General features: G+C 37.2%; 19 protein-coding genes. 15 read left to right on the forward strand and 4 right to left on the reverse strand.

Annotated features, from left to right (window positions below; genetic code table 11):
• The first annotated feature begins 519 nt into the window (after positions 1-519).
• The 6 genes from purB (at position 520) to CCE82_RS09685 (ending at position 8587) form a co-directional block, all read left to right on the forward strand.
• Positions 520-1815, forward strand: coding sequence for an adenylosuccinate lyase (gene purB, locus CCE82_RS09660; RefSeq protein WP_086429188.1), 1296 nt, complete (start codon positions 520-522; stop codon positions 1813-1815).
• Between the two features lie 67 nt (positions 1816-1882).
• On the forward strand, positions 1883-2185 hold the full coding sequence (locus CCE82_RS09665) for a YerC/YecD family TrpR-related protein (RefSeq protein WP_014613451.1): 303 nt from the start codon (positions 1883-1885) through the stop codon (positions 2183-2185).
• A gap of 293 nt (positions 2186-2478) precedes the next feature.
• Positions 2479-3168 carry a heptaprenylglyceryl phosphate synthase gene (gene pcrB, locus CCE82_RS09670; protein WP_086429189.1) on the forward strand — a complete coding sequence of 230 codons (690 nt, stop codon included), beginning with the start codon at positions 2479-2481 and terminating at the stop codon, positions 3166-3168.
• Positions 3168-5363: a DNA helicase PcrA gene (gene pcrA / locus CCE82_RS09675; protein ID WP_086429190.1), complete on the forward strand. Its 2196-nt coding sequence runs from the start codon at positions 3168-3170 to the stop codon at positions 5361-5363. The genes pcrB and pcrA overlap by 1 nt, the downstream gene beginning before the upstream one ends.
• 3 nt (positions 5364-5366) lie before the next feature.
• Positions 5367-7370, forward strand: coding sequence for an NAD-dependent DNA ligase LigA (ligA, locus tag CCE82_RS09680; protein ID WP_086429191.1), 2004 nt, complete (start codon positions 5367-5369; stop codon positions 7368-7370).
• Positions 7371-7381: 11 nt separating this feature from the next.
• Positions 7382-8587, forward strand: coding sequence for a CamS family sex pheromone protein (locus CCE82_RS09685; RefSeq protein ID WP_086429192.1), 1206 nt, complete (start codon positions 7382-7384; stop codon positions 8585-8587).
• Between the two features lie 139 nt (positions 8588-8726).
• Here CCE82_RS09685 and CCE82_RS12975 read toward each other — a convergent pair whose 3' ends face one another.
• Positions 8727-8891: a hypothetical protein gene (locus CCE82_RS12975; protein WP_159454531.1), complete on the reverse strand. Its 165-nt coding sequence runs from the start codon at positions 8889-8891 to the stop codon at positions 8727-8729.
• Positions 8892-9156: 265 nt separating this feature from the next.
• Positions 9157-10710, reverse strand: coding sequence for a sodium/proline symporter PutP (putP, locus tag CCE82_RS09690; protein WP_086429193.1), 1554 nt, complete (start codon positions 10708-10710; stop codon positions 9157-9159).
• A gap of 367 nt (positions 10711-11077) precedes the next feature.
• On the opposite strand from putP, the gene gatC reads away from it, so the two are divergent.
• The 9 genes from gatC to dinB all read left to right on the forward strand — a co-directional run bounded on the left by gatC (position 11078) and on the right by dinB (position 22815).
• Positions 11078-11380, forward strand: a complete 303-nt coding sequence (gene gatC / locus CCE82_RS09695) for an Asp-tRNA(Asn)/Glu-tRNA(Gln) amidotransferase subunit GatC (RefSeq protein ID WP_086429194.1) — start codon at positions 11078-11080, stop codon at positions 11378-11380.
• Between the two features lie 2 nt (positions 11381-11382).
• Entirely contained in the window at positions 11383-12843 is a 1461-nt protein-coding gene (gatA, locus tag CCE82_RS09700) for an Asp-tRNA(Asn)/Glu-tRNA(Gln) amidotransferase subunit GatA (RefSeq protein WP_086429195.1), read from the forward strand.
• 13 nt (positions 12844-12856) lie between these two features.
• Positions 12857-14284, forward strand: coding sequence for an Asp-tRNA(Asn)/Glu-tRNA(Gln) amidotransferase subunit GatB (gene gatB / locus CCE82_RS09705; RefSeq protein WP_086429196.1), 1428 nt, complete (start codon positions 12857-12859; stop codon positions 14282-14284).
• Between the two features lie 938 nt (positions 14285-15222).
• Positions 15223-16155 (forward strand): diacylglycerol kinase, encoded by a 933-nt coding sequence (locus CCE82_RS09710; RefSeq protein WP_086429197.1) that lies wholly within the window; start codon positions 15223-15225, stop codon positions 16153-16155.
• 175 nt (positions 16156-16330) lie between these two features.
• The gene (gene rlmD / locus CCE82_RS09715; protein ID WP_086429198.1) at positions 16331-17695 is read left to right on the forward strand and encodes a 23S rRNA (uracil(1939)-C(5))-methyltransferase RlmD; all 1365 of its coding nucleotides are present in this window, start codon (positions 16331-16333) and stop codon (positions 17693-17695) included.
• A gap of 670 nt (positions 17696-18365) precedes the next feature.
• Positions 18366-19286 (forward strand): MFS transporter, encoded by a 921-nt coding sequence (locus tag CCE82_RS09720; RefSeq protein WP_159454532.1) that lies wholly within the window; start codon positions 18366-18368, stop codon positions 19284-19286.
• 13 nt (positions 19287-19299) lie between these two features.
• Complete coding sequence (locus CCE82_RS09725) at positions 19300-20667, forward strand: ATP-binding cassette domain-containing protein (RefSeq protein ID WP_159454533.1); 1368 nt, start codon at positions 19300-19302, stop codon at positions 20665-20667.
• Between the two features lie 431 nt (positions 20668-21098).
• Positions 21099-21641: a metalloprotease family protein gene (locus CCE82_RS09730; protein ID WP_086429201.1), complete on the forward strand. Its 543-nt coding sequence runs from the start codon at positions 21099-21101 to the stop codon at positions 21639-21641.
• Between the two features lie 103 nt (positions 21642-21744).
• Positions 21745-22815, forward strand: coding sequence for a DNA polymerase IV (gene dinB / locus CCE82_RS09735; protein WP_086429202.1), 1071 nt, complete (start codon positions 21745-21747; stop codon positions 22813-22815).
• Here the strand turns inward: dinB and CCE82_RS09740 are convergent.
• Together CCE82_RS09740 and CCE82_RS09745 are read right to left on the reverse strand one after the other, a co-directional pair.
• The gene (locus tag CCE82_RS09740) at positions 22810-23370 is read right to left on the reverse strand and encodes a 3'-5' exonuclease (RefSeq protein ID WP_086429203.1); all 561 of its coding nucleotides are present in this window, start codon (positions 23368-23370) and stop codon (positions 22810-22812) included. The two genes, dinB and CCE82_RS09740, sit on opposite strands and share 6 nt — an antisense overlap.
• Before the next feature lie 265 nt (positions 23371-23635).
• On the reverse strand, positions 23636-24139 hold the full coding sequence (locus tag CCE82_RS09745) for a ferritin (RefSeq protein WP_086429204.1): 504 nt from the start codon (positions 24137-24139) through the stop codon (positions 23636-23638).
• Positions 24140-24259 lie beyond the last annotated feature (120 nt).

Genomic DNA, 24259 nt, shown 5'->3' on the forward strand with positions numbered 1-24259 from the left:
GGCTGATACCATTAGCCCAGCTTGCAGAGTTGGCTTACGCAAGATATTGAACCGCCGAGTACGGAACCGTACGCTCGGTGGTGTGAGAGGACGAATAGTCAATTAATGACTATTCTCCTACTCGATTAACTATCACGTGAATGGATAGATGTCGAATCAATTAAATGATAAAGCGTTGTAAATAAGCTGGTATTGCCTAGCGAGATGTCGAATATTTTTAGTTTTTTTCGTTATAATGTTCGTGTTTAATGCGTAACATCAAGAGTGACAAACAAGCTTAGACGTGTGTCATAGAGAAGGATAAACCGAAAGTGAAAGCGTGATAAACTTTGATGTATCAGTATATTGGCGGGTGGATTGAGGCGCGACATGAACTGAACGTATTAAAAATCAACAAATTCATACGAATATGCATTTGAGGCTTGATTACGAACGATAAATTTGTTTGAATAATACATGTACATGATTGATTGTTTTGATACAATGATACTAACATTACAAGATTGGAGTTTAATAAACATGATCGAACGTTATTCAAGAGAAGAAATGGCTCAAATTTGGACGGATCAAAATCGTTATGAAGCTTGGTTAGAAGTAGAAATCCTTGCGAGTGAAGCATGGAGTGAGTTAGGTTACATTCCGAAAGAAGATGTGAAAAAGATTCGCCAACATGCACGTGTAGATGTGGAACGTGCGAAAGAAATCGAACAAGAAACACGCCATGACGTTGTTGCTTTCACGCGTCAAGTGTCAGAAACTTTAGGCGACGAGCGTAAATGGGTACATTATGGTTTGACTTCAACAGACGTTGTAGACACAGCGTTAAGCTATCAAATTAAACAAGCGAATGACATTTTAGAACAAGACATTCAACGTTTCATTGATGTATTAGCAGCGAAAGCGAAAAAGTATAAAACAACATTAATGATGGGCCGTACACATGGTGTGCATGCTGAGCCAACGACTTTTGGTTTAAAAATGGCGTTATGGTATGCAGAAATGCAACGTAACATGGAACGTTTCAAAAATGTAAGAACTGAAATCGAAGTAGGTAAAATGAGCGGTGCAGTCGGAACATTTGCGAACATTCCACCTGAAATAGAAGCTTATGTTTGTAAACATTTAGGTATTGGTACAGCACCGATTTCAACACAAACGTTACAACGTGATCGTCACGCATACTACATTGCGACATTAAGCTTAATTGCAACTTCTCTTGAAAAATTCGCTGTCGAAGTGCGTAATCTTCAAAAAACGGAAACACGTGAAGTAGAAGAAGCATTTGCAAAAGGACAAAAAGGTTCTTCTGCAATGCCACACAAACGTAATCCAATCGGCTCAGAAAACATTACAGGAATTGCACGTGTGATTCGTGGTTATTTAACGACGGCATATGAAAATGTGGCATTATGGCATGAACGTGATATTTCACATTCTTCAGCTGAACGTATTATGTTACCAGATGTAACGATTGCATTAGATTACGCATTAAACCGTTTTACAAATATTATTGACCGTTTAACTGTTTATGAAGAAAACATGACAGCGAATATGAATAAAACGTTTGGTCTCATTTATTCACAGCGTGTGTTACTTGCTTTAATCGATAAAGGAATGGTGCGTGAAGAAGCGTATGATACAGTTCAACCGAAAGCAATGGAATCATGGGAAACAAAAACACCATTTAGAGAACTTGTAGAAGCTGATTCAAAAATTACAGATAAGCTTTCAAAAGAAGAACTTGATGCGTGCTTTGATCCTAGACATCACTTGAACCAAGTTGATACAATATTTAAAAGAGTCGGTTTAGAATAATTTCACTACACTTTAATCTATTAATCCGTTAAAATAGTAATAGATTATTTAAATAGGGGTTGTTCGCATGCAAATAGAAAAGTTACGCGGAAAAGCTTTGGATGAATTATTCGATGCAGTATTAACATTAGAGACGCGTGAAGAATGTTATCAATTTTTTGATGATTTATGTACAGTGAATGAGTTACAATCTTTATCACAACGCCTTCAAGTTGCGAAGATGATTAAGCAAGGCTACACTTACGCAACGATTGAAAAAGAATCAGGTGCATCTACGGCAACGATTTCTCGTGTTAAACGTTCATTACAATGGGGAAATGATGCCTACACAATGATTCTAGACCGCATGAATATTGAAACTAAGTTGTAAGTAAATTTTACAGTAGGATGAAAAGGCTTCTTTCAATATTGACTTGAATTTTAAGTTGATATCGAGAGGAGCCTTTCGTTTTGATTGGAAATTGCGACGTACAACGAGTAATGAACTGTGTTGAACATCATATGAAAACATGGTTTAACCGAGGTATGTAAGACGCGATAAACGATTCATTTTAATTGTAGTGAAATCCTCTAAAAAATGCATACGATATTTGCATGAACTTTAGATATCAATAAGTAAAAGTGCTATAATATAAGTTACGAAAATTAAAGGAGTCATCAACTATGTATGATATCAAGGAATGGCGTCATATTTTTAAACTAGACCCTGCAAAAGAGATTTCAGACGCCGATTTAGAACAAATTTGTATGTCAAATACAGACGCAATTATGATTGGTGGTACGGATGACGTCACTGAAGATAATGTCATTCATTTGATGAGCCGTGTCCGCCGTTATCCTCTACCGTTAGCATTAGAAATTTCAAATCTTGAGAGTACGATGCCAGGATTTGATTTTTATTTTGTGCCGACTGTATTGAATAGTACAGATGTGACATACCATAATGGATTATTACATAGTGCGCTGAAAGCCTATGGACACATGATTGATTTTGATGAAATGGTGTTTGAAGGTTATGTTGTGTTGAATCCTGAGAGTAAGGTCGCAACACAGACAAGCGCACAGACAACATTAGATGAATCGGATATCGTGGCATATGCGCAAATGGCTGAGTCGTTTTATCGTTTGCCTGTGCTCTACTTAGAATACAGCGGACAATATGGAAATCCCGAAATGGTGCGTGCAGCGAAACAAGCGCTTTCGAATACGCAATTATTTTATGGTGGCGGGATTAATCATATTGATAAAGCGATGGAAATGGCACAAATAGCAGATACGATTATTGTGGGCAATGTCATTTATGAAGATATTAAAGCAGCCCTTAAAACTACGAAAATAAAGGAGAGAACATAATGAATCCACTCGTTGAAAATATGAATAAAGAACAGAGTGAAGCGGTGCGTACGACTGAGGGACCGCTTTTAATTATGGCAGGTGCAGGCTCAGGGAAAACAAGAGTACTGACGCATCGAATTGCCTACTTATTAGATGAAAAAGATGTATCTCCATATAATATATTGGCAATTACATTTACGAATAAAGCCGCTAAAGAAATGAAAGAACGTGTTCAAGCGCTCGTGGGAGAAGAAGCAGAAGTCATTTGGATGTCGACTTTCCACTCTATGTGCGTGCGTATTTTACGACGTGATGCAGATCGTATCGGGATTGAACGCAATTTTACGATTATCGATCCAACAGACCAAAAATCTGTGCTTAAAGATGTATTAAAGCGTGAAAATATTGACCCGAAAAAATATGAACCAAGAATGTTTATCGGAGAAATCAGTCAGCTCAAAAATGAATTGATGACACCAGCAAAAGCAGAGGCTGAAGCAAATGACTATTTTTCTCGAATGGTGGCGACCGTATACAAAGGGTATCAACAACAGCTTATTCGTAACCAAGCGCTAGACTTTGATGACTTGATTATGACGACAATTCAATTGTTTGAACGTGTGCCAGAAGTGTTAGATTATTATCAAAATAAATTTCAATATATTCATGTCGATGAGTATCAAGATACGAACACCGCACAATATACATTAGTGAATTTGTTAGCGCAAAAGTTTAAAAATCTATGTGTAGTAGGGGATTCTGACCAGTCTATTTACGGTTGGCGTGGCGCAAACATCCACAATATTTTATCATTTGAAAACGATTATCCGAATGCACGTACAATCTTTTTAGAGCAAAACTATCGTTCGACAAAGACGATTTTACAAGCGGCAAATGAAGTGATTCGTCACAATACAGAGCGTAAACCAAAAGGACTCTGGACAGCGAATCAGCAAGGTGAAAAGATTCATTATTACGAAGCGATGAGTGAACGCGATGAAACAGAATATGTCGTGAGAGAAATTTTTAAACAGCAAAAAAAGGGTAAACGTTATAAAGATATAGCGGTGCTCTATCGCACAAATGCGCAATCACGTGTACTAGAGGAAACGTTTTTGAAATCTAATATTCCTTATGTCATGGTCGGCGGTCAAAAGTTCTATGACCGAAAAGAGATTAAAGACTTACTTAGTTATTTACGTTTAATTGCCAATAGTGCAGACGATATTAGCTTACAACGTATTATCAATGTGCCTAAACGCGGTATCGGGCCCTCGTCGGTTGAAAAAATTGCAAATTATGCCGCGGATCATGAATTAACTATGTTTGATGCATTAGCAGAAGTAGATTTTATTGGCTTATCGAAAAAGGTCTCACAAGCAGCTGCAGAATTTTATCAACTCATGTCGAACTTAATGCAAGAACAAGAATTCCTCGAGATTTCAGAAATTGTAGAGGAAGTCTTAGAAAAATCTGGATATCGTGAAATGTTACAGCGTGATCAGTCACTTGAATCACGCAGTCGTCTCGAAAATATTGATGAGTTTATGTCAGTACCTGTTGATTATGAAAAAAATACGCCTTTAGAGGAACAATCTTTGATCAATTTCTTAACAGACTTGTCGCTCGTTGCAGATGTGGATGAAGCGAACTTAGAAGATGGTGTGACATTAATGACGATGCACTCAGCGAAAGGATTAGAGTTTCCAATTGTGTTTATTATCGGTATGGAAGAATCAATTTTCCCGCATATTCGTGCGATTAAAAGTGATAATGATCACGAAATGGAAGAAGAAAGACGTATCAGTTATGTCGCAATTACGCGTGCTGAAGAAGAGCTTTATTTATCGCATGCAACATCACGTACGTTATTTGGACGTCCTCAAAGCAATGCGCGTTCACGCTTTTTAAACGAAATTCCAGAAGCGTTGCTCGATTTACCTGAACGTCAACAAGCAACGGCTATCGGTATGAAAAAACGTCAGCCAGCTAAACGTGGCTTTAGTCAACGTACTGTTAAAAGTACAACCGCTTCATCAGCAACGTCAGATTGGAAAGTAGGCGATAAAGTGATGCACAAATCATGGGGTGAAGGTATGGTTTCAAACGTCAATAATAAAAATGGCTCTATTGAATTGGATATTATTTTCAAATCTGAAGGTCCGAAACGTTTACTTGCACAATTTGCGCCTATTGAAAAGAAGGAGGATTAAAGGATGTCATCTATAGCCCAACGTGTTGAAACATTGCACAAATTATTACACCAATACAACTATGAATATCACGTTCAAGATAATCCCAGTGTCCCAGATAGTGAATATGACAAATTACTACATGAATTAATTGAGATTGAAACGAAACATCCAGAACTTAAAACGGCAGATTCTCCAACTGTCCGTGTAGGTGGAGAGGCGCAGTCATCGTTTGAAAAGGTCAATCATGATACACCAATGTTAAGTTTATCGAATGCATTTAATGAAGCGGATTTAAGAAAGTTCGACCAACGTGTACGTGATGCAGTTGGCGAAGTGGAATATATGTGTGAGTTGAAGATTGATGGTTTGGCTGTCTCTTTAAAGTATGTTGATGGGAAGCTCGTTCAAGGTTTAACACGTGGTGACGGGACAACGGGTGAAGATATCACTGAAAATTTAAAGACGATTTATGCGATTCCTCTTACTTTAAACAAGAAAATTTCGTTTGAAGTGCGTGGGGAAGCGTATATGCCGCGTCAATCATTTTTGAAGTTGAATGAGGCAAAAGCAGCGCGCGATGAACAGCCGTTTGCTAATCCGAGAAATGCGGCAGCGGGGTCATTGCGTCAACTCGATTCAAAACTCGCGGCAGCACGTAAACTGGACATCTTTTTATATAGTATTAACGACTTTACAGAGCTCGATGCCTCAACGCAAAGTGAAGCGTTAGATGAGCTTGATGAACTCGGATTTAAAACCAATCATGAACGTGAAAAAGTGAATACGATTGATGAAGTGCTTGAATATATTGAAAAATGGACCAAGCAACGTGAACAATTGCCTTATGATATAGACGGCATTGTTATTAAAGTGAATCACCTTGAACATCAGGAGGAAATGGGCTTTACCCAAAAATCACCGAGATGGGCGATTGCGTACAAATTTCCAGCTGAAGAAGTGATTACAGAACTATTAGATATCGAGTTAAGTATCGGACGCACTGGGGTTGTCACACCTACCGCTATTCTTGAGCCGGTACGTGTCGCAGGGACAACGGTTTCGAGAGCATCTTTACATAACGAAGATTTAATTCATGATAAAGATATTCGTATTGGTGATAGTGTGGTTATTAAAAAAGCAGGTGACATTATTCCAGAAGTTGTGCGTGTGATTTTAGATCGTCGACCAGAAGATGCCGTGACCTATCATATGCCGACACATTGTCCAAGCTGTGATCATGAACTCGTTCGGATTGAAGGTGAAGTCGCTTTACGTTGTATCAACCCGAAATGTCAGGCACAACTCGTTGAAGGGTTAATTCATTTCGTATCTCGTCAAGCGATGAATATAGATGGCTTAGGTACGAAAATCATCGAACAATTGTATACGCACGAGTTAATTAAAGATGTTGCGGACATTTTCTACCTTACGAAAGATGATTTATTACCGCTAGAACGTATGGGTGAAAAGAAAGCTCAAAAATTAATTGACGCGATAGAAACGTCGAAAGGGCGCTCTCTTGAAAACTTGTTATTTGGACTTGGCATTCGTCATTTAGGTGTGAAAGCAAGTCAAGTGTTAGCCGAAAAGTACGAAACGATGGATCGTCTGTTAACCGTCACTGAAGATGAATTGGTGGAAATTTATGATGTGGGGGAAAAGTTAGCCCAATCATTAGTGACATATTTAGAAAATGAGGACATTCGCGCACTCATTGAAAAGTTAAAATCAAAAGATGTGAATATGACATTTAAAGGTCAAAAGTTATCTCAAGTTGAGGGACATCCTGAATTTGCGGGTAAAACGATTGTATTGACAGGTAAACTTCATCAAATGACACGTAATGAAGCTTCGAATTGGTTAAAATTACAAGGTGCAAAAGTAACAAGCAGCGTCACGAAGTCCACAGATCTTGTCATAGCAGGTGAAGATGCAGGTTCAAAATTAACAAAAGCCGAAACACTTGGTACAATGATTTGGACAGAACAAGATTTTATTGATAAACAAAATGAAATTAATAAGTAAGGGGATAGGCGATGAAAAAGTCAATAGTACTTCTTTTAGGTTTATCACTTGTATTATCAGCTTGTGGACAGGATGAAGATGAATCAAAGTCCTCAAAAGAAAAAACAGAAACGCAACAACGAGACCATAATAAAGTGAAAGAAATTGCGACAGATAAAAATGTGCAAGGTACAGATTATCGAACAATCTTGCCGTTTAAAGAAAGTCAGGCACGTGGCTTAATTCAAGAAAATATGGCCAATAGCTATAATGGCGAAGATTTTGAAGATGGCTTACTCAATATTAGTAAAGAAGTGTATCCCACTGATGAATATTTATATCAAGATGGTCAATATTTAGATAAAGACACGATTAGAGCCTATCTTAAACCGAAGTATACGAAAAAAGAGCTCGATAAAATGAGCGACAAAGAAAAAGAAAATAAAAATGCGACAGCTAATTTAGGATTAAATCCATCTGTCAATGGTGAAACAGATGAAGAAAAAATCGCTAAAAATTCACCAGCGTATTTATCTAACATTTTAGAACAAGATTATTATGCAAATGGAGATACAAAAGGTGAAGAAATCGAAGGCATGACGATTGGTTTGGCGATGAATAGTGTCTATTACTATCAAAAAGAGAAATACGGCGAAACATATCATAAAAATCTTGATGAAAAAGAAGTCAAAAAACAAGGTCGTCAAATGGCTGAAGAAATGTTAACACGTTTAAGAGAAAATGATGATTTGAAAGATATTCCAATCACATTCGCGATTTATATTCAGTCAGGTCAAGAAGATATCATTCCTGGTCATTTCGTTAGCTATGCAACTGCTGAAGAAAAAGGCTCGAAACTTTCAGACTGGCATCAAATCGATCAAAAGACAGTATTGTTACCATCAAGTGAGGCATCAGATTTAAATGAGAATCTTAATGCTAACTTTAAAGATTTTAACAGTGCATTACAGTCTTACTTCTCTAACTTTACACAAGCTGTTGGAAAAGCAGAGTTCAAAAACAAAAAAGTACAAAATTTAACAGTCGACTTGCCGATAGATTATTATGGCAAAGCGGAGTTAATCGGCATTACGCAATATGTGACACAACTTGCTGAAAAAGATTTCAAATCTGTAGACCAGTATGAAATTCACATTAAAGATGGCAGTGAGTCACGTGCACTTATCCGTAAAACGAAAGACGATAAATCACCACAAGTTCATATTTATCAAAACTAACGTAGTCCAGTGAATTAAGTTAAAAAACGACCACTATAGCTCGAGTTTCATCACTCTGAGGTATAATGGTCGTTTCTTTTTATGGCATCATCTCGAGAAACAAGGTGAAACAGCATCTATATAAATGATGTATGTCTTTTTATTTATTTTCCTTATATCCTAACGCATAGCCTATGATAACGCCTGATAAAACAAATCCTAATGGTCTAATGATAGAATCTCCAAGTGCTACTTTAAAATAAAACATAGCAATAAAAAGTAGCAATCCTATCATCAACCCAATTTTACTTTTGATATACAACATCATAGCCACCTCCATCAAGAAATGTTTTTTCATAGTGCATTCAAATTCATTTGCTATAGTGTTTTGCCTTTATCATTACTCAAAATACATTGATGATGTCCTATTTTATGATGTAGAAAGTGAAGAAAAATGACTTTGAAGATTATATGTGTGTACAGGAAAATTTGATAAATGGACAAAGGCTGGGATTTTAGCTCTCCCAGCCTTTAATCATATGACACAAATGAATCATATTAAAAATTGTTATTTCATTGTGTGTTAAGTTTTATTGTCTTGACTTTGCATCTTTCAATTGTTTCACGACTTGATTTATATCATGATCAACGAATGCGCCAGGCTTTTTCGTCACATTCGAAACAAGCACAGTGACGATTAAACTAACGATAAAGCCAGGAACAATTTCGTATAAGTTAAAGAAATCATTCATGTCACCGTATGGATGCGCAAAGACAATCCATAAAATCACGGTTAATGCACCGGCGACCATCCCGCTAATCGCACCCGTACGTGATAGACCTTTCCAATACAATGAAAGAATCACTAAAGGACCAAAGGCAGCACCAAAACCTGCCCAAGCGTTACCGACTAAGTTTAAAATCGTGTTGTTTGGCGTCCACGCAATAGCAATGGCAGCAACCGCAACAATCACAACAGAAATACGTCCGACCATTACAAATTCTTTTTCATGTTTTGCAGCATTCCCTTTGTCTCCGCGGATGAGTTTATAAAAATCTTCCGTCAGTGAACTTGATGTTACAAGTAATTGAGAAGAAATCGTACTCATAATTGCGGCTAAAATCGCTGCGAGTAAGAAACCACCAATCAATGGATGGAAAAGTAACTGACTCATCAAAATAAATAATGTTTCTGGGTCTTGAATTTGAACACCTTGCGCTGGGACGAAAGCAATACCCAGTAAACCGACTAATACAGCACCGAGTAGACCAACAATCATCCATGTAATCCCAATACGACGTGTTAACGGGAATAACTTCACCGTACGAATGGACATAAAACGTACGAGAATATGCGGTTGACCGAAATAACCTAATCCCCATGCGAAAAATGAAATAATTCCAATCACTGTTGTACCTTTAAATAAATCTAAATTTGTAGGTTTCATTTCTGCAATCGTTTGAAATGTATCTAAACCGTTTAATTTTAACAACAAGACGATAGGTACCATGACCATTGCCACTAACATAATTACCCCTTGAAAAAAGTCAGTGATCGATACAGCCAAATACCCACCAAAAAATGTGTAAAGAATCACGATGACTGCGATTAAAATCAATCCGGCATGATAATCTAAACCGAATGCACTGTCGAATAACTTTCCACCAGATACTAATCCGGCATGTGTATATAATGTAAAGAATACGACAATAATCAATCCTGAAATAATTTTAATCAAATTGGATTGATCATCTAGACGGTTTTTAAAGAAATCTGGTAACGTAATCGCATCACCAGCAATTTCTGTATGTGCACGTAACCTTGGTGCAACAACTAAATAATTGACGTAAGCACCGAGTGTGAGACCAATCGTAATCCAAACAGCAGATAACCCAGTCGAATAAACTTCTCCAGGTAATCCCATAATCATCCAACCACTCATATCGGAAGCGCCTGCTGAAAGTGCAGTCACCCATGGCCCGATGCTTCTACCACCTAACATATACTCACTCAAGTTACTCGTTGCTTGTTTATAACCATAGTAACCAATACCGAGTAAGATAATGAAATAAATGGCAATCATAATATACGTTTGCCAATCTAAGTTAACTTGACTTGACAAAGTAGAACCGATTAAAACCATATTAATCTCCCCTTTTGTTTTCACTTGCATAAGATTATTATACAGAATTGTATACGAAAGGAAAGGTGTATTTAACAGTTTTTGTGTAATTTAGCCTTACAAATGTGGGATAAATAGCATCATATCAGCGTTAGTAGGTTGAAATTAAATTTAAATAATTATTCAGTATCACGTTATAAATATAAATAAATAATACAGTGGTGGTGACAGTTTTCAGTCCAGTCGGGTGTCAAAAGGGAATTAAGGTGACATATAAAGTAGAAAGGCATGTGTCGTGTCGCATCTTGTTTGAAATATTTTAGATTTTTATGCTGGAATTTGGTACAATTTATAGATAAAAGAGTATTTTTAAGGAGGCTTTATCGTCATGGCTGAGATTACCCAAGAACAAGTTGCGCATATTGCGAATCTTGCACGTTTAAACGTGACTGAAGAAGATACTGCAGACATGCAACAGACTTTAGAAGGTATTTTAAATTTTTGTCATCAAATTGATTCTGTGGATACAGAACAAGTTAAACCTACAAATCATGTACTAGATTTACAAAATGTATTACGTGAAGATGTGGCTGTAAAAGGATTGCCACAAGAAAAAGCATTAACGAATGCAAAAGAAGTGGAAGCTGGACAATTTAAAGTACCAGCAGTTATGAACAGGGAGGACGCATAAAGATGAGCATCCGCTATGAATCTATTGAAAACCTACAAAAGATGATCAAGGATAATCAAATTAAACCTTCTGAAATTGTAAAAGATATTTATGACGCAATTGAAGAAACTGATCCGACGATTCAATCATTTTTAGCGCTTGATAAAGAAAATGCGATGAAAAAAGCCGAAGAATTAGATGCATTACAAGCTAAAGGTGAAATGGAAGGTAAATTATTCGGTATTCCAATGGGGATTAAAGATAATATCATTACTGAAGGTTTAGAAACAACTTGTGCTAGTAAGATGTTAGAAGGCTTTGTACCGATTTATGAATCAACAGTGATGAAGAAGCTACATAATGAAAACGGTATTCTCATCGGTAAAGTCAACTTAGACGAGTTTGCGATGGGTGGTTCTACAGAGACGTCTTATTTTAAAAAGACAGTGAACCCATTTGACCATAAAGCCGTTCCAGGTGGGTCATCGGGTGGTTCAGCAGCGGCAGTTGCAGCAGGTCTTGTACCATTTACATTGGGCACAGATACTGGTGGTTCAATTCGTCAACCAGCAGCTTATTGTGGCGTTGTAGGATTAAAACCGACATATGGCCGTGTATCACGTTTTGGTCTTGTTGCCTTTGCTTCATCACTTGATCAAATTGGTCCAATCACACGTAATGTTAAAGACAATGCATTAGTGTTAGAAGCCATTGCAGGTGTTGATGAAATGGATTCTACAAGTGCGCCAGACGTTGCGACTGACTTTACAGCTGATATCGGTAAAGATATTAAAGACATGAAAATTGCATTGCCTAAAGAATACATCGGTGAAGGTGTCGACGAAGAAGTGAAAGAAGCGGTATTAAAAGCTGCAGAAACTTTCAAATCTTTAGGTGCTATCGTTGAAGAAGTGTCATTACCAAGAACAGCATATGGTATTCCTTCATATTATGTCATTGCTTCAGCTGAGGCGTCATCAAACTTAGCACGCTTCGACGGTATTCGTTACGGTTACCATTCAAAAGAAGCGGAAAGTTTAGAAGAATTATACAAATTATCTCGTAGTGAAGGCTTTGGTAAAGAAGTGAAACGTCGTATTTTATTAGGAACGTATGTATTGAGTTCTGGTTATTACGATGCTTATTATAAAAAAGCCCAAAAAGTACGTACATTAATTAAAAATGACTTTGAAAATGTTTTTAAAGATTACGATGTCATTTTAGGACCAACAACACCAACTGTTGCGTTTGATTTAGGTGCTGAAATCAATGATCCGTTAACAATGTATGCCAATGACTTATTAACAACACCAGTGAACTTAGCCGGTTTACCTGGTATTTCTGTACCGTGTGGTTTAGCGGAAAATGGTCGACCAATTGGTTTACAACTGATCGGTAAACCGTTCGATGAAAAAACGTTATATCGCGTCGCACATCAATACGAAACACAATTTAACTTACACGACCAATATCAAAAATTATAAGGAGTGGCAATCAATGCATTTTGAAACGATAATCGGACTTGAGGTCCATGTTGAATTGAAAACGGACTCAAAAATGTTTTCAAATGCGCCGGTAGCATACGGTGCAGAACCGAATACAAATACAAGCGTCATCGATTTGGCGTATCCTGGTGTTTTACCAACAGTGAACCGTCGTGCAGTAGATTGGTCTATGCGTGCAGCGATGGCATTAAACATGGAAATTGCAACAGAATCAAAATTTGACCGTAAAAACTATTTCTACCCAGATAACCCGAAAGCTTACCAAATTTCACAATTAGATCAACCGATTGGTGAAAATGGCTATATCGATATTGAAGTGAATGGCGAAACAAAACGTATCGGTATTACACGTTTACACATGGAAGAAGATGCCGGGAAGTCAACACATAAAGACGGCTATTCACTTGTAGACTTAAACCGTCAAGGCACACCATTAATTGAAATCGTCTCAGAACCAGATCTTCGTTCACCTGAAGAAGCGTATGCGTATTTAGAAAAATTACGTTCTATTATTCAATACACAGGCGTATCTGACGGTAAAATGGAAGAAGGTTCATTACGTTGTGACGCGAACGTATCTTTACGTCCATACGGTCAAAAAGAATTTGGTACGAAAGCTGAACTTAAAAACTTAAACTCATTTAACAACGTACGTAAAGGTTTAGAATATGAAGTTAAACGCCAAGAAGAAGAATTATTAAATGGTGGCGAAATTTTACAAGAGACACGTCGTTTTGATGAATCTACTGGTAAAACGATTTTAATGCGTGTGAAAGAAGCATCAGATGACTACCGTTACTTCCCAGAGCCAGATATCGTACCTTTATATATTGATGAAGCATGGAAAGCGCGTGTTCGTGAATCCATTCCTGAATTACCAGATGCGCGTAAAGAAAAATATGTGAAAAAATTCGGCTTACCAGCATATGACGCGCATGTTTTAACATTAACGAAAGAGATGTCAGATTTCTTTGAAGCGGCTGTTGAAGAAGGCGCAGATGTGAAAATGATTTCGAACTGGTTAATGGGTGGTGTAAATGAATATCTCAATAAAAATCAAATTGAGTTACAAGATACAGGCTTAACACCAGCTAACTTAGCCGGTATGATCAAATTGATTGAAGACGGTACTATGAGTAGTAAAATTGCGAAAAAAGTCTTCCCTGAATTAGCGAAAAATGGTGGGGACGCGAAGCAAATTATGAAAGATCAAGGTCTTGTTCAAATTTCTGATGAAGGCGCTGTGTTAGCATTTGTACAACAAGCGATTGCTGAAAATCCACAATCTGTTGAAGATTATAAGAATGGTAAAGGGAAGGCAATGGGCTTCTTAGTTGGACAAATTATGAAGTTGTCGAAAGGTCAAGCGAATCCACAGCTTGCGAATCAGTTGTTGAAGCAAGAGTTGGATAAGCAATAGGTTGTTTTGAATAGAGGCGAGTGAATGGTGTTCAATTGTAATGATTGGATGTCATGCTCGTCTTTTTTTGTGACATTTTGTTTTTTGAGCATGACGTAAGATGTCGCATTGATTGTGGCATCTTGCGATTGCAGAACTAGAGCTCGCTTTCATTATGGGATTCATTTTTTGATTGCTTTTTGGGCTTGCTTTCCGAGGGGCTGATCCTACAACTAACCAACGCTTTGATTTTACTGTTACATTTGTCGATGAAGCGTTGGTGGATTTTCCGGATCAGCTGTTCCCTCAGGAGTCGCGCCCAGATTGGCAATCAAATGCGTGAATAGGGGGAAAGCGAGCTTGTTCTAGCAATCTTAGGTATTGTCCGCTTATTGTAGGAATGTGATTAGAAATGTAAAAAAGATACTGCATGTAATTAATTATACAGTTGTACATCTTCTGCACGCGTACTATTCAAGTGTCTATTGCTTGATCTTAGGTGAGAGGGAGGATGGGAATGGTGAGGTAAGTTGATTGTTGTGATTATTAATTGTCTTTTTGTGCTTGTTTTACCATGAAACGAAAGCGAGCTTGTTCTAGCAATCTTAGGTATTGTCCGCTTATTGTAGAATGTGATTAGAAATGTAAAAAAAAGATACTGCATGTAATTAATTATACAGTTGTACATCTTCTGCACGTGTACTATTCAAGTGTCTATTGCTTGATTTTAGGTGAGAGGGGGGATATGGGAATGGTAAGTTGATTGTTGTGGTTATTAATTGTCTTTTTGTGCTTGCTTTCTATGACTACGAACGTGAGAAACTATCATATTTACGCTTTTGAAAATGGTGTTGACGTTATTTTCTTATCATTTTTAAGAATTTGGTTGTTTTTAGCTTTCATTACTAGTTTGTTTACTATAATATAGGTTGTGAGTACTGAAAAATTGAGGGATATAAATGAGAAAACGTGCGAGAATAATCTACAATCCGACGTCAGGTAAAGAAGTGTTTAAACGTGCATTACCTGATGTACTAATCAAAATGGAGCAAGCTGGTTATGAGACGAGTGCCTATGCGACCCAAAAAGTAGGCGATGCGACGGAAGAAGCAGCGCGAGCGATTGAGGCCCAATACGATTTGTTAATTGTGGCTGGTGGGGACGGTACATTGAACGAAGTCGTGAATGGTATCGCTGAAAAGCCAAATCGCCCGAAATTAGGTTTAATTCCTATGGGGACCGTGAACGATTTCGGTAGAGCGCTTCATCTCCCTAACGATATTTTTGAAGCTGTCGATGTCATTTTAGATGGTAAAACGGTTCAAGTTGACATTGGCAAAATGAATAGCCGTTATTTTATTAATTTAGCTGGTGGTGGTAAGATTACTGAAGTTTCATACGAGGCACCGAGCAAATTGAAATCAATTGTTGGTCCTTTTGCCTATTACATTAAAGGTTTTGAAATGTTGCCACAAATGCATGCAGTAGACGTACGTATTGAGTTTGATTCGCAAGTCTTTGAAGGTGAAATCATGTTGTTCTTACTTGGTTTAACGAACTCAATGGCGGGCTTTGAAAAACTGGTCCCTGACGCGAAACTTGATGACGGTATGTTTACGCTACTCATTGTTGAAAAGGCGAATATTGCTGAATTGGGGCACATTATGACGCTTGCCTCACGTGGTGAACATATTAAGCATCCGAAAGTGCATTATCATAAAGCGCAATCGGTGAATATTTCATCATTCAGTGATATGCCTTTAAATGTAGATGGCGAATATGGTGGCCAATTACCGGCGAACTTTTTAAATTTAGTTCGTCATATTGAAGTTTTTTCTCCAGCACAAGAAGACAATGCATTATTAATTGATGAGCCCACACAATCTGAGTAACGATGAATGGATAGGTGTGCTAAAAATAAATAGGTAATGTACGCGAAACCGCATGATAACATAATGTTACTCTCGTGGGAGCGGGACGATGAAAATTAACTCACTTGTTAAGCTTTCGGTCCTGCTCCTTTCCCTTTGAAATAGATTCTGTTTATAAAAAAGTGAGATGAATTTGATGGTTTTAGTAAAGAAAAATGAAGTGTATGAGGGAAAAGTTGTAGATTTGACACATGAAGGTCATGGTGTGATTAAACAGGATCGCTATCCGATTTTTATCCCTCATGCGTTAATTGATGAAGAAGTGCAATATAAAGTGATTAAAGTCAAAAAGAATTTTGCGATTGGTAAGCTGATGAATGTGAAAGCGGCGAGCCCTGAACGTGTGACGCCACCGTGTGACTATTATCAACAATGTGGGGGGTGTCAACTTCAGCATTTGTCCTATTCAGCGCAATTAGAGATGAAGCGTAAACAAGTGATTAATCTCTTTCATCATAAAGGGAAAATGACTGAGGTGCCGATACATGACACGATTGGAATGGACGAACCATGGCATTATCGCAACAAGTCTCAAATTCCGGTTGGGACGAATCGTCATGGTCAGTTGCAGATGGGCTTTTATCGTCAACGTAGCCACGACATTATCGATATGGATCATTGTCTTATTCAAAATGATGATCAAAACGAAATGATGAATGTGATTAAAAGTTTACTCGAGCAATATCATATTCCAGCTTATAACGAACAAAAGCATCAAGGACTTGTGCGTCATGTCGTGATTCGTAAAGGCTATTATACGAATGAAGTGATGGTTATTTTTGTGCTAAACGGTAAAAAGTTGCCGCATCATAACGACATTGTGACTGCTTTAACGGCACAGTTTCCACAAATTGTGAGTATCAAGTTGAACTTCCAAACAAACAAAACGAATGTCATCATGGGGCATACGTCCAAAACCATTTACGGTAAAGACATTATTGAGGATACGTTAGATGATTTGACTTTCGAAATTGGTGATTTGTCGTTTTATCAAATCAATGTCACACAAACGCAAAAATTGTATCGTCAAGCGTTACAGTATGCGAATTTAACGGGCAATGAAGTGGTGTTAGATGCGTATTGTGGCATTGGGACAATCAGTTTATTTATGGCACCGCATGCACAACATGTCTATGGTGTTGAAGTTGTGCCAGAAGCAATAGAAGATGCGAAAAGAAATGCCCGCAACAATCAATTGAACAATACAACATTTGTCGCTGGTGCTGCTGAAGATGTGATTTTAAAATGGCAGCAAGAGGGGATTCAGCCAGACGTTGTGACCGTAGACCCACCACGTAAAGGCTGTGACGCGACATTTATTGAAACTTTGAATGCTTTAGCACCGAAACGTATCGTCTATGTGTCATGTAATCCGAGTACACAATTACGCGATATCGAAATGCTGGGTGCGCAATACGAATTAAAAGAAATCACACCTGTCGATATGTTCCCACATACGACACATGTCGAAACAGTGGCATGGTTAGAAAGAAAGCAATAGTTTAGATTAAGTATTAAAGGGTTCTAGGGACATTTTTACAATGTGACTAGTGCTCTTTTTGTTTTAGTGCTATTTAGGAGAGACGCTGGAATTGATTTGACAGTGGTAATTTCTAGAGAATGGTGAGTAATGAACTGTTGAAGTTACTCTAAAGATAAACCAAACAAATTATTCTGAATATTCAAAATACAGATTTACATATTCTGTGTTCATACGCTATATTAAAGATATAAGATTAAGCGTTTGTATGATGAGTCATCTTCATTGTGAAAGCATACGCCAATGAATGAGAAGAGACTTTGTTTTATGAAACGATGCCTTTAACGAAGTGTAATCAAAGTAATCATACAGCATCATTGAATTAAAGAAGATTTTCCGTTCATATAGTGGGTGATTTTATGAAAACTAAAAGAATTATCGCGTCAGATTTTTTAACAACGATGATGTCTTCAGCCTTAACCATTTAAATATATACTGGTTTGCTTATCAATATTTCTCTAGTCAAATTATCATATCCATCATCGGTTTTGGACAATTAAGTGGTGTGTTTCTCTCAAGTCTTGGTGGTGGTATCTCAGACAGTATGAACAAGCTGTTATTCATCAAAGTTCTGAATTTTTTTAAAGTCGGATTACTTTTTATGGTGTTGGTATTAGAGAAGGTTGTGGACATGGAAATCTTGTTACCAATTTTTATGTTTGCTTCAACAATTATAGGAGGGTTACAGTCACCAACATTAGAATCATTGGTTCCATTTTTAGCGAGCAGCCATGAGGCGATTTTTCGTATTAACTCTGTGGTTTCGAGTTTAACACAGGTTGCATCTATTATGGCGATTGTTTTATCTGCAGTTTATATTTCATTTCTTTCATTTACAACGATAGTTTTTGTGACATTTCTTATCACTGCCACCGCAACAATTTTACTTGTAGGACTGACGGTGAAAACGCCATTGCAGTCTACTTCAGTCCTTAATAATATGAAGCAGGGGGCGCGTTATATCTTTAAAACGCCTTATATTCGTAACCTTATTCCAGTCGCATTGGTCATGAATTTCTCGTTTTGGAGTATCTTCTTGCTCTTACCTAAAATCGCTAATGACAGTTTTTCATTTTTAAAAACCTCATATAGTGGCATGGAGCTCTCCTTTGCCTTAGGAGGGGTCTTAGGCGGCATCCTATTTGCGAAATGCTTCTATGATGTTAAAGATAAGTATCGTTTATTTAAGCGGAGTTTGTTTACACAGAGCTATGTCTTGTTGTTATTAGGACTCGTTTTACTTATTCCTAACAGTGCCCTTGCCTATACAGGGATGATGTTATGCTGGTTTTTGTATGCTTTAATCAACACGATTTTTTCTATTCTCTATTTCGGAAAGATTCAATTGAAAGTCCCTAGAGAAAAGATGGGTAGTGTTTTTGGAGCAATCTTAACGCTCTTTTCATTAGTCAATCCTCTGGCAGCTATCATGTCGGGCTTTCTCGTTTCGCTTTTTAAAATACCTCTGTTAATTGTATTGTTGTCTTCAGTCATGTTGTTAGCTGCCTGGAGTATTCGCTTCCTAGCAGATGTTGAAACGGTATTTGATTAAAGGGGGGAGTGATATGTCTGTATTAACACTTAAAGACATCAGATATGAGATAGGTGGAAAAATATTATTTGAAGCGGATGATTTAACGATTGAGGAGGGCGATGTCATTGGCCTCATCGGAAAGAACGGGGCCGGAAAGACGAGTTTGTTAAAAATATTATCAGGACAGTTAAGCGATTATGCCGGACATATTTCGCGTAATCTTCTGACTTATTTTAGTGAACCCTGCATAACGGAGGATATGATACAAAGTGGTGGAGAACGAAGTATATCAAATTTTCTCAACGCATTAAGACAGTCGGTGCCCCTCTATTTGTTGGATGAACCTACAACGTATTTAGATCAACATCATTTTAAAAAAGTAGTGAGAACGATTAAGCGCTCCCCATCTTCTTTTTGTATAGCGAGCCATGATCGGGCTTTTTTAGATGCAGTTGCGACTAAAATTTGGTTGATAGAGCAAGGAAAAATAACAGAATATCATGGTTCTTTTTCAGATTATATGCGAGAACGTATGATTCAATTATCTCAATATGAACATGACTTGAAACAATATCAGAAGGAAAAGAAGAAAATAAAACAATCACTTCAAATGATGAAAGAAAAGCAAAATCAGAAAAAGGGAAAACCTAAGAAGATGAGTGGCTCAGAATATCGTATTGCTGGTGTTAAAACGAAGATCGGTGTGAAACAAAAGAAACTCCAGAAGGGGATTACGCAACAACAAAATAGGTTAGAACAGTTAAAACAACCTGATCGCGTCGAAGATAAATATGATATTTCATTTTTATCACAACTTCATCGTTTGCCCAAAAGGAAAATCATCATTCCTAGTCACGAAGCAAAAATGGGTCAAAAAAACTTATGGCATACCCCAACTATCTATTTAAATAGTGGTGATAAATTAGGAATTATCGGAAGAAATGGTGTAGGTAAAACAACTTATTTGAATTACATCGTTTCAGTTTTACCCTCTACCTATAAAATTTGTTATTTTCGACAAAATCATTTTCAGTACTCAGACCCAAAGATGACAGTATATGAAACGATTGTCGAAGCGACGAATGGGAATTTAAGCGAACATCACATTAGAACTTTGTTGGCGTTGTTAGATTTTAAAAGAGACAAGGCATTTCGATTAGTAGGAGATTTAAGCCAAGGAGAGCGCGTGAAAGTTTCATTATTGTCGCTCTTAGTTTCTGAGTCCGATATTTTGATTTTAGATGAAATGACCAACTTTTTAGATATAAAGGCTATCGAAGCAGTGGAGAAGGTGCTTGCTTCATATTCAGGCATACTGATATTTGTGAGTCATGATCAGTATTTTGTGGAACATTTAGCCACTACTATTCTAGATATGGATACATTGAAGAAAATATAAACTGTTATAGCGATATGTGATATTTCTACAGACCATACAATCATATGATGAGGCACTTATAAGATATAGGTGTCTTTTTATTTTAAGAAAGCAAAAACTATCGCAAACTTATTCCAATAAACAGCTATAAGTGTATCCCAATAAAGATGCTGATTGATATACAAGAAAAATGTGGATATTTGAAACAACAAAAAATGTGTACATCTCTTATATGTAGACTAAGATTGAAACGTTTCAAAATGCGAGGAAAAGTGCTAAACTATAAGCTGAAATGTGTCTTCAAAGCCTCATGAATATGTCAGTAAACTGTGTGACGTAAAAGGTATGAACTTGGACAAATTTAGGGCTCAAGTCGCACAATTTGTTTGCATAGCTAGGGTATAATAAGAGTGACCATGAAGCCAAACGATACATCATAAGAGGGTGAATGCATGTATAAAATTGATCTATTTCAAAATCAACAGATCATGAAACGTTTTTTATTACTTCAATTTATTGTCATTCTTGCGTTCATTGTATTAAGTTATAAATGGTCAATGGCGGCAATTTCATTACAAGAACAACACTTTTTTACGAATATCTTGATAGGGGTATTAGGATTTTTGGTGGTGGTGTTATGTCATGAAGGGATAAAGACGATGTTACTGAAAATGATGTCAGCTCATTCACGTACTTATCAGGTGAAAAATGGCGTCTTATTAACGTTTCTACCACATTATTACTTCAACCGTATGACATTTTCGACAATGATGTTAATGCCCATTGCGTTAGTAGGAATGTTGTTATTTATTGTTTTTATTAATATGCCATATACGTCGATTATTTTTACGTTTGCGATATATATGGGATATAGCCTATTGTCGTTATACTTAGTCTTTATCGCGTTAAGAGATAAAAAAGCACAATATTTTGAAATGACTGAAGCAGGTTTAGTGGTTTATCGCAAAAAACCAGCTGAACGAACTGCGCATTGATAGGATGGATCTTCCACGTTTTTACTCACGTGTGAAGGTTCTTTGTTTTTGAAAGGGTAAATCAAATATGTATGAGCAGTTTATCTAGAAGGGAGGTTTTAAAGTGAAAGAACGGCGTATTATTCATATTGATATGGATTTTTTCTTTGCGCAAGTTGAAGTGAGAGACAATCCGAGTTTACGAGGCAAGCCTGTCATCGTAGGAGGTAAGGCAAGTGGACGTGGTGTCGTATCAACAGCATCCTATGAAGCGCGTGCTTTTGGAGTCCATTCCGCAATGCCCATGGCGCGTGCCTACCAATTGTGTCCGAATGGTTATTATGTGACACCACGTTTTGAAGCCTATAAAGCAGCGTCACAACAAATTATGGAAATCTTTAAAAGCTATACGGAACTGGTCGAGCCGCTTTCACTTGATGAAGCCTATCTGGACATAACTGAACTCGTGCGTCCGGATCTCCCTGCTTCAAAAATTGCGCAATATATTCGTCGTGATATATATGATAAAACGCAGCTGACCGCTAGTGCCGGAGTGTCCTACAATAAATTTTTAGCAAAGTTAGCAAGCGGGATGAATAAGCCGAATGGTTTAACGGTGATTGATTACCAAAATGTGCATGACATATTGATGCAGTTAGACATTGGTGATTTTCCAGGCGTCGGTAAAGCGTCTAAAGAAAAAATGCATGCTCATGGTATTTTTAACGGGAGAGACTTATACGAAAAATCTGAACGAGAACTTGTGTATTTGTTCGGCAAAAGAGGACATCATTTATATCAACGTGTACGCGGATATGATGAAAGAGAAGTGAAAGCAGAACGCATTCGTAAAAGTGTGGGTGCTGAACGGACATTTTCACTCGATACGAATGATGATGAAGAGATATTACAAAAAATTGAAATGCTTAGTGAGAAAATTGCACAACGACTTGAACAACTGAATCAAGCGGGACATACGGTCACCGTTAAAATTAAAACCCATCGTTTTGAAAACTTTTCTAAGCAACAAAGTTTGATGACACCGGTGAGAGATGCAGATGAAATTTACCAAATCGCGTATGAATTGTATTATGAATTGAAAGAAGCAGAAGTCCCGATACGTTTAGTCGGTGTAACGGTGGGTGGTTTGCAAGATGCCTTTTTTAGAAACATGACGATATATGACTTTTTATAACATATCTTTATCTGTCAGTTGTTTGCCGTAAATCTGAATGACATTGTCAAGACTAGGATAATGTTTGAGTAAACGATACGTAATCATTGCGCATGCTTTTGCGTCATTTAAAGCATCGTGATGGCCATGAAAATCAAGTTTGAAATGGGACATCATATGTTTTAAACCGTGACGATGCGCAGATACTGTACGTTTTGCGAGTTGGTATGAACAAAAATAAGTCATCGGTGGTGTGTTGAGTTTTTCGGCTTGGATGCTTGCATGAAGCACGGACATATCAAAAGCGGCGTTATGTGCAACAACTGGAAGGTCACCGATAAATTGCAGCATATAAGGGTAAACATATGCAAAGTCCGGTGATTGCTTTACATCATGTGCATGTATACCATGAACTTCGATGTTTCGTGACGCAAAAAAGTCGTTCGGATTCACTAACGTATAAAATGTTTCTACAATCTCATTGGCAACGACTTTGACCATGCCTACTGAACAAATGCTCGTACGCTTATGGTTGGCTGTTTCAAAATCGAGCGCGACAAAACTATTTTTCGTCATAGCCTTACATCCTTTCAAAATGATAGATAAATATTAGCACATTTGGAAGTGAGTTGAAAATAAGTTGATGTTGAGGTGTTTTATGGAAAGGTGAACTGGATCTCAATCATTACATTTGATAACTATCGAGAAATGAGGACATGTTAAGCAAAATCGTGTCTAAATATGAATGTGATCGGGGGATATTTTTGTCAGAAAGCCTTGCTTAATATCTGTAGCAAGAAAAGGATTGAGACAAATTTTTAGCCTCAATCCATTCATTGATTTATGCTTCAACTTCGAATTTACGTGCTGCTAACTCTTTTTCATAAAGGTAAAGCGCATTTGAATCATCACCAATACGTTTTAAATAATCGATGTGTGTTTCAAACATAGATTCTTCTTCTACTTGCTCATCTAAAAACCAATTTAAAAATGAAATTGTCGCATAATCTTTATGTTCATGTGCAATTTCGGATAAGTCATAAAAGCGATGTGTCACGTCTTGTTCTTGTTTTAAACCATCTTCAAATGTTTCAAGAATACTATTGAACTCGACTTTTGGTGCATCAACTTGACTGAATACAGCTTGTTCACCACGGTCATTAATGTAATCATAAATTTTTTGACCATGAAAACGTTCCTCTTTTGCCTGTTGGATGTAAAAATTCGCAAAGCCCTCGTACGAATGATAATCACAGTAAGAAGCCATCGCCATATAAGCGTGTGCTGCAAAAAATTCGTGGTTCATTTGACGATTTAATGCATTTAATAATTTTTCATTTAACATATCAATCACCCCTAAAATCTTTGGTATCTATATAGTGTACCCTATATTGTGGGCAATATTCAAAAAGAATAATTATAAAAGTTTGAATTTCATTAAGTTAACAGTCAGCATATCAGTGTT

Source organism: Staphylococcus cornubiensis, assembly GCF_900183575.1.
Lineage (GTDB): Bacteria > Bacillota > Bacilli > Staphylococcales > Staphylococcaceae > Staphylococcus > Staphylococcus cornubiensis.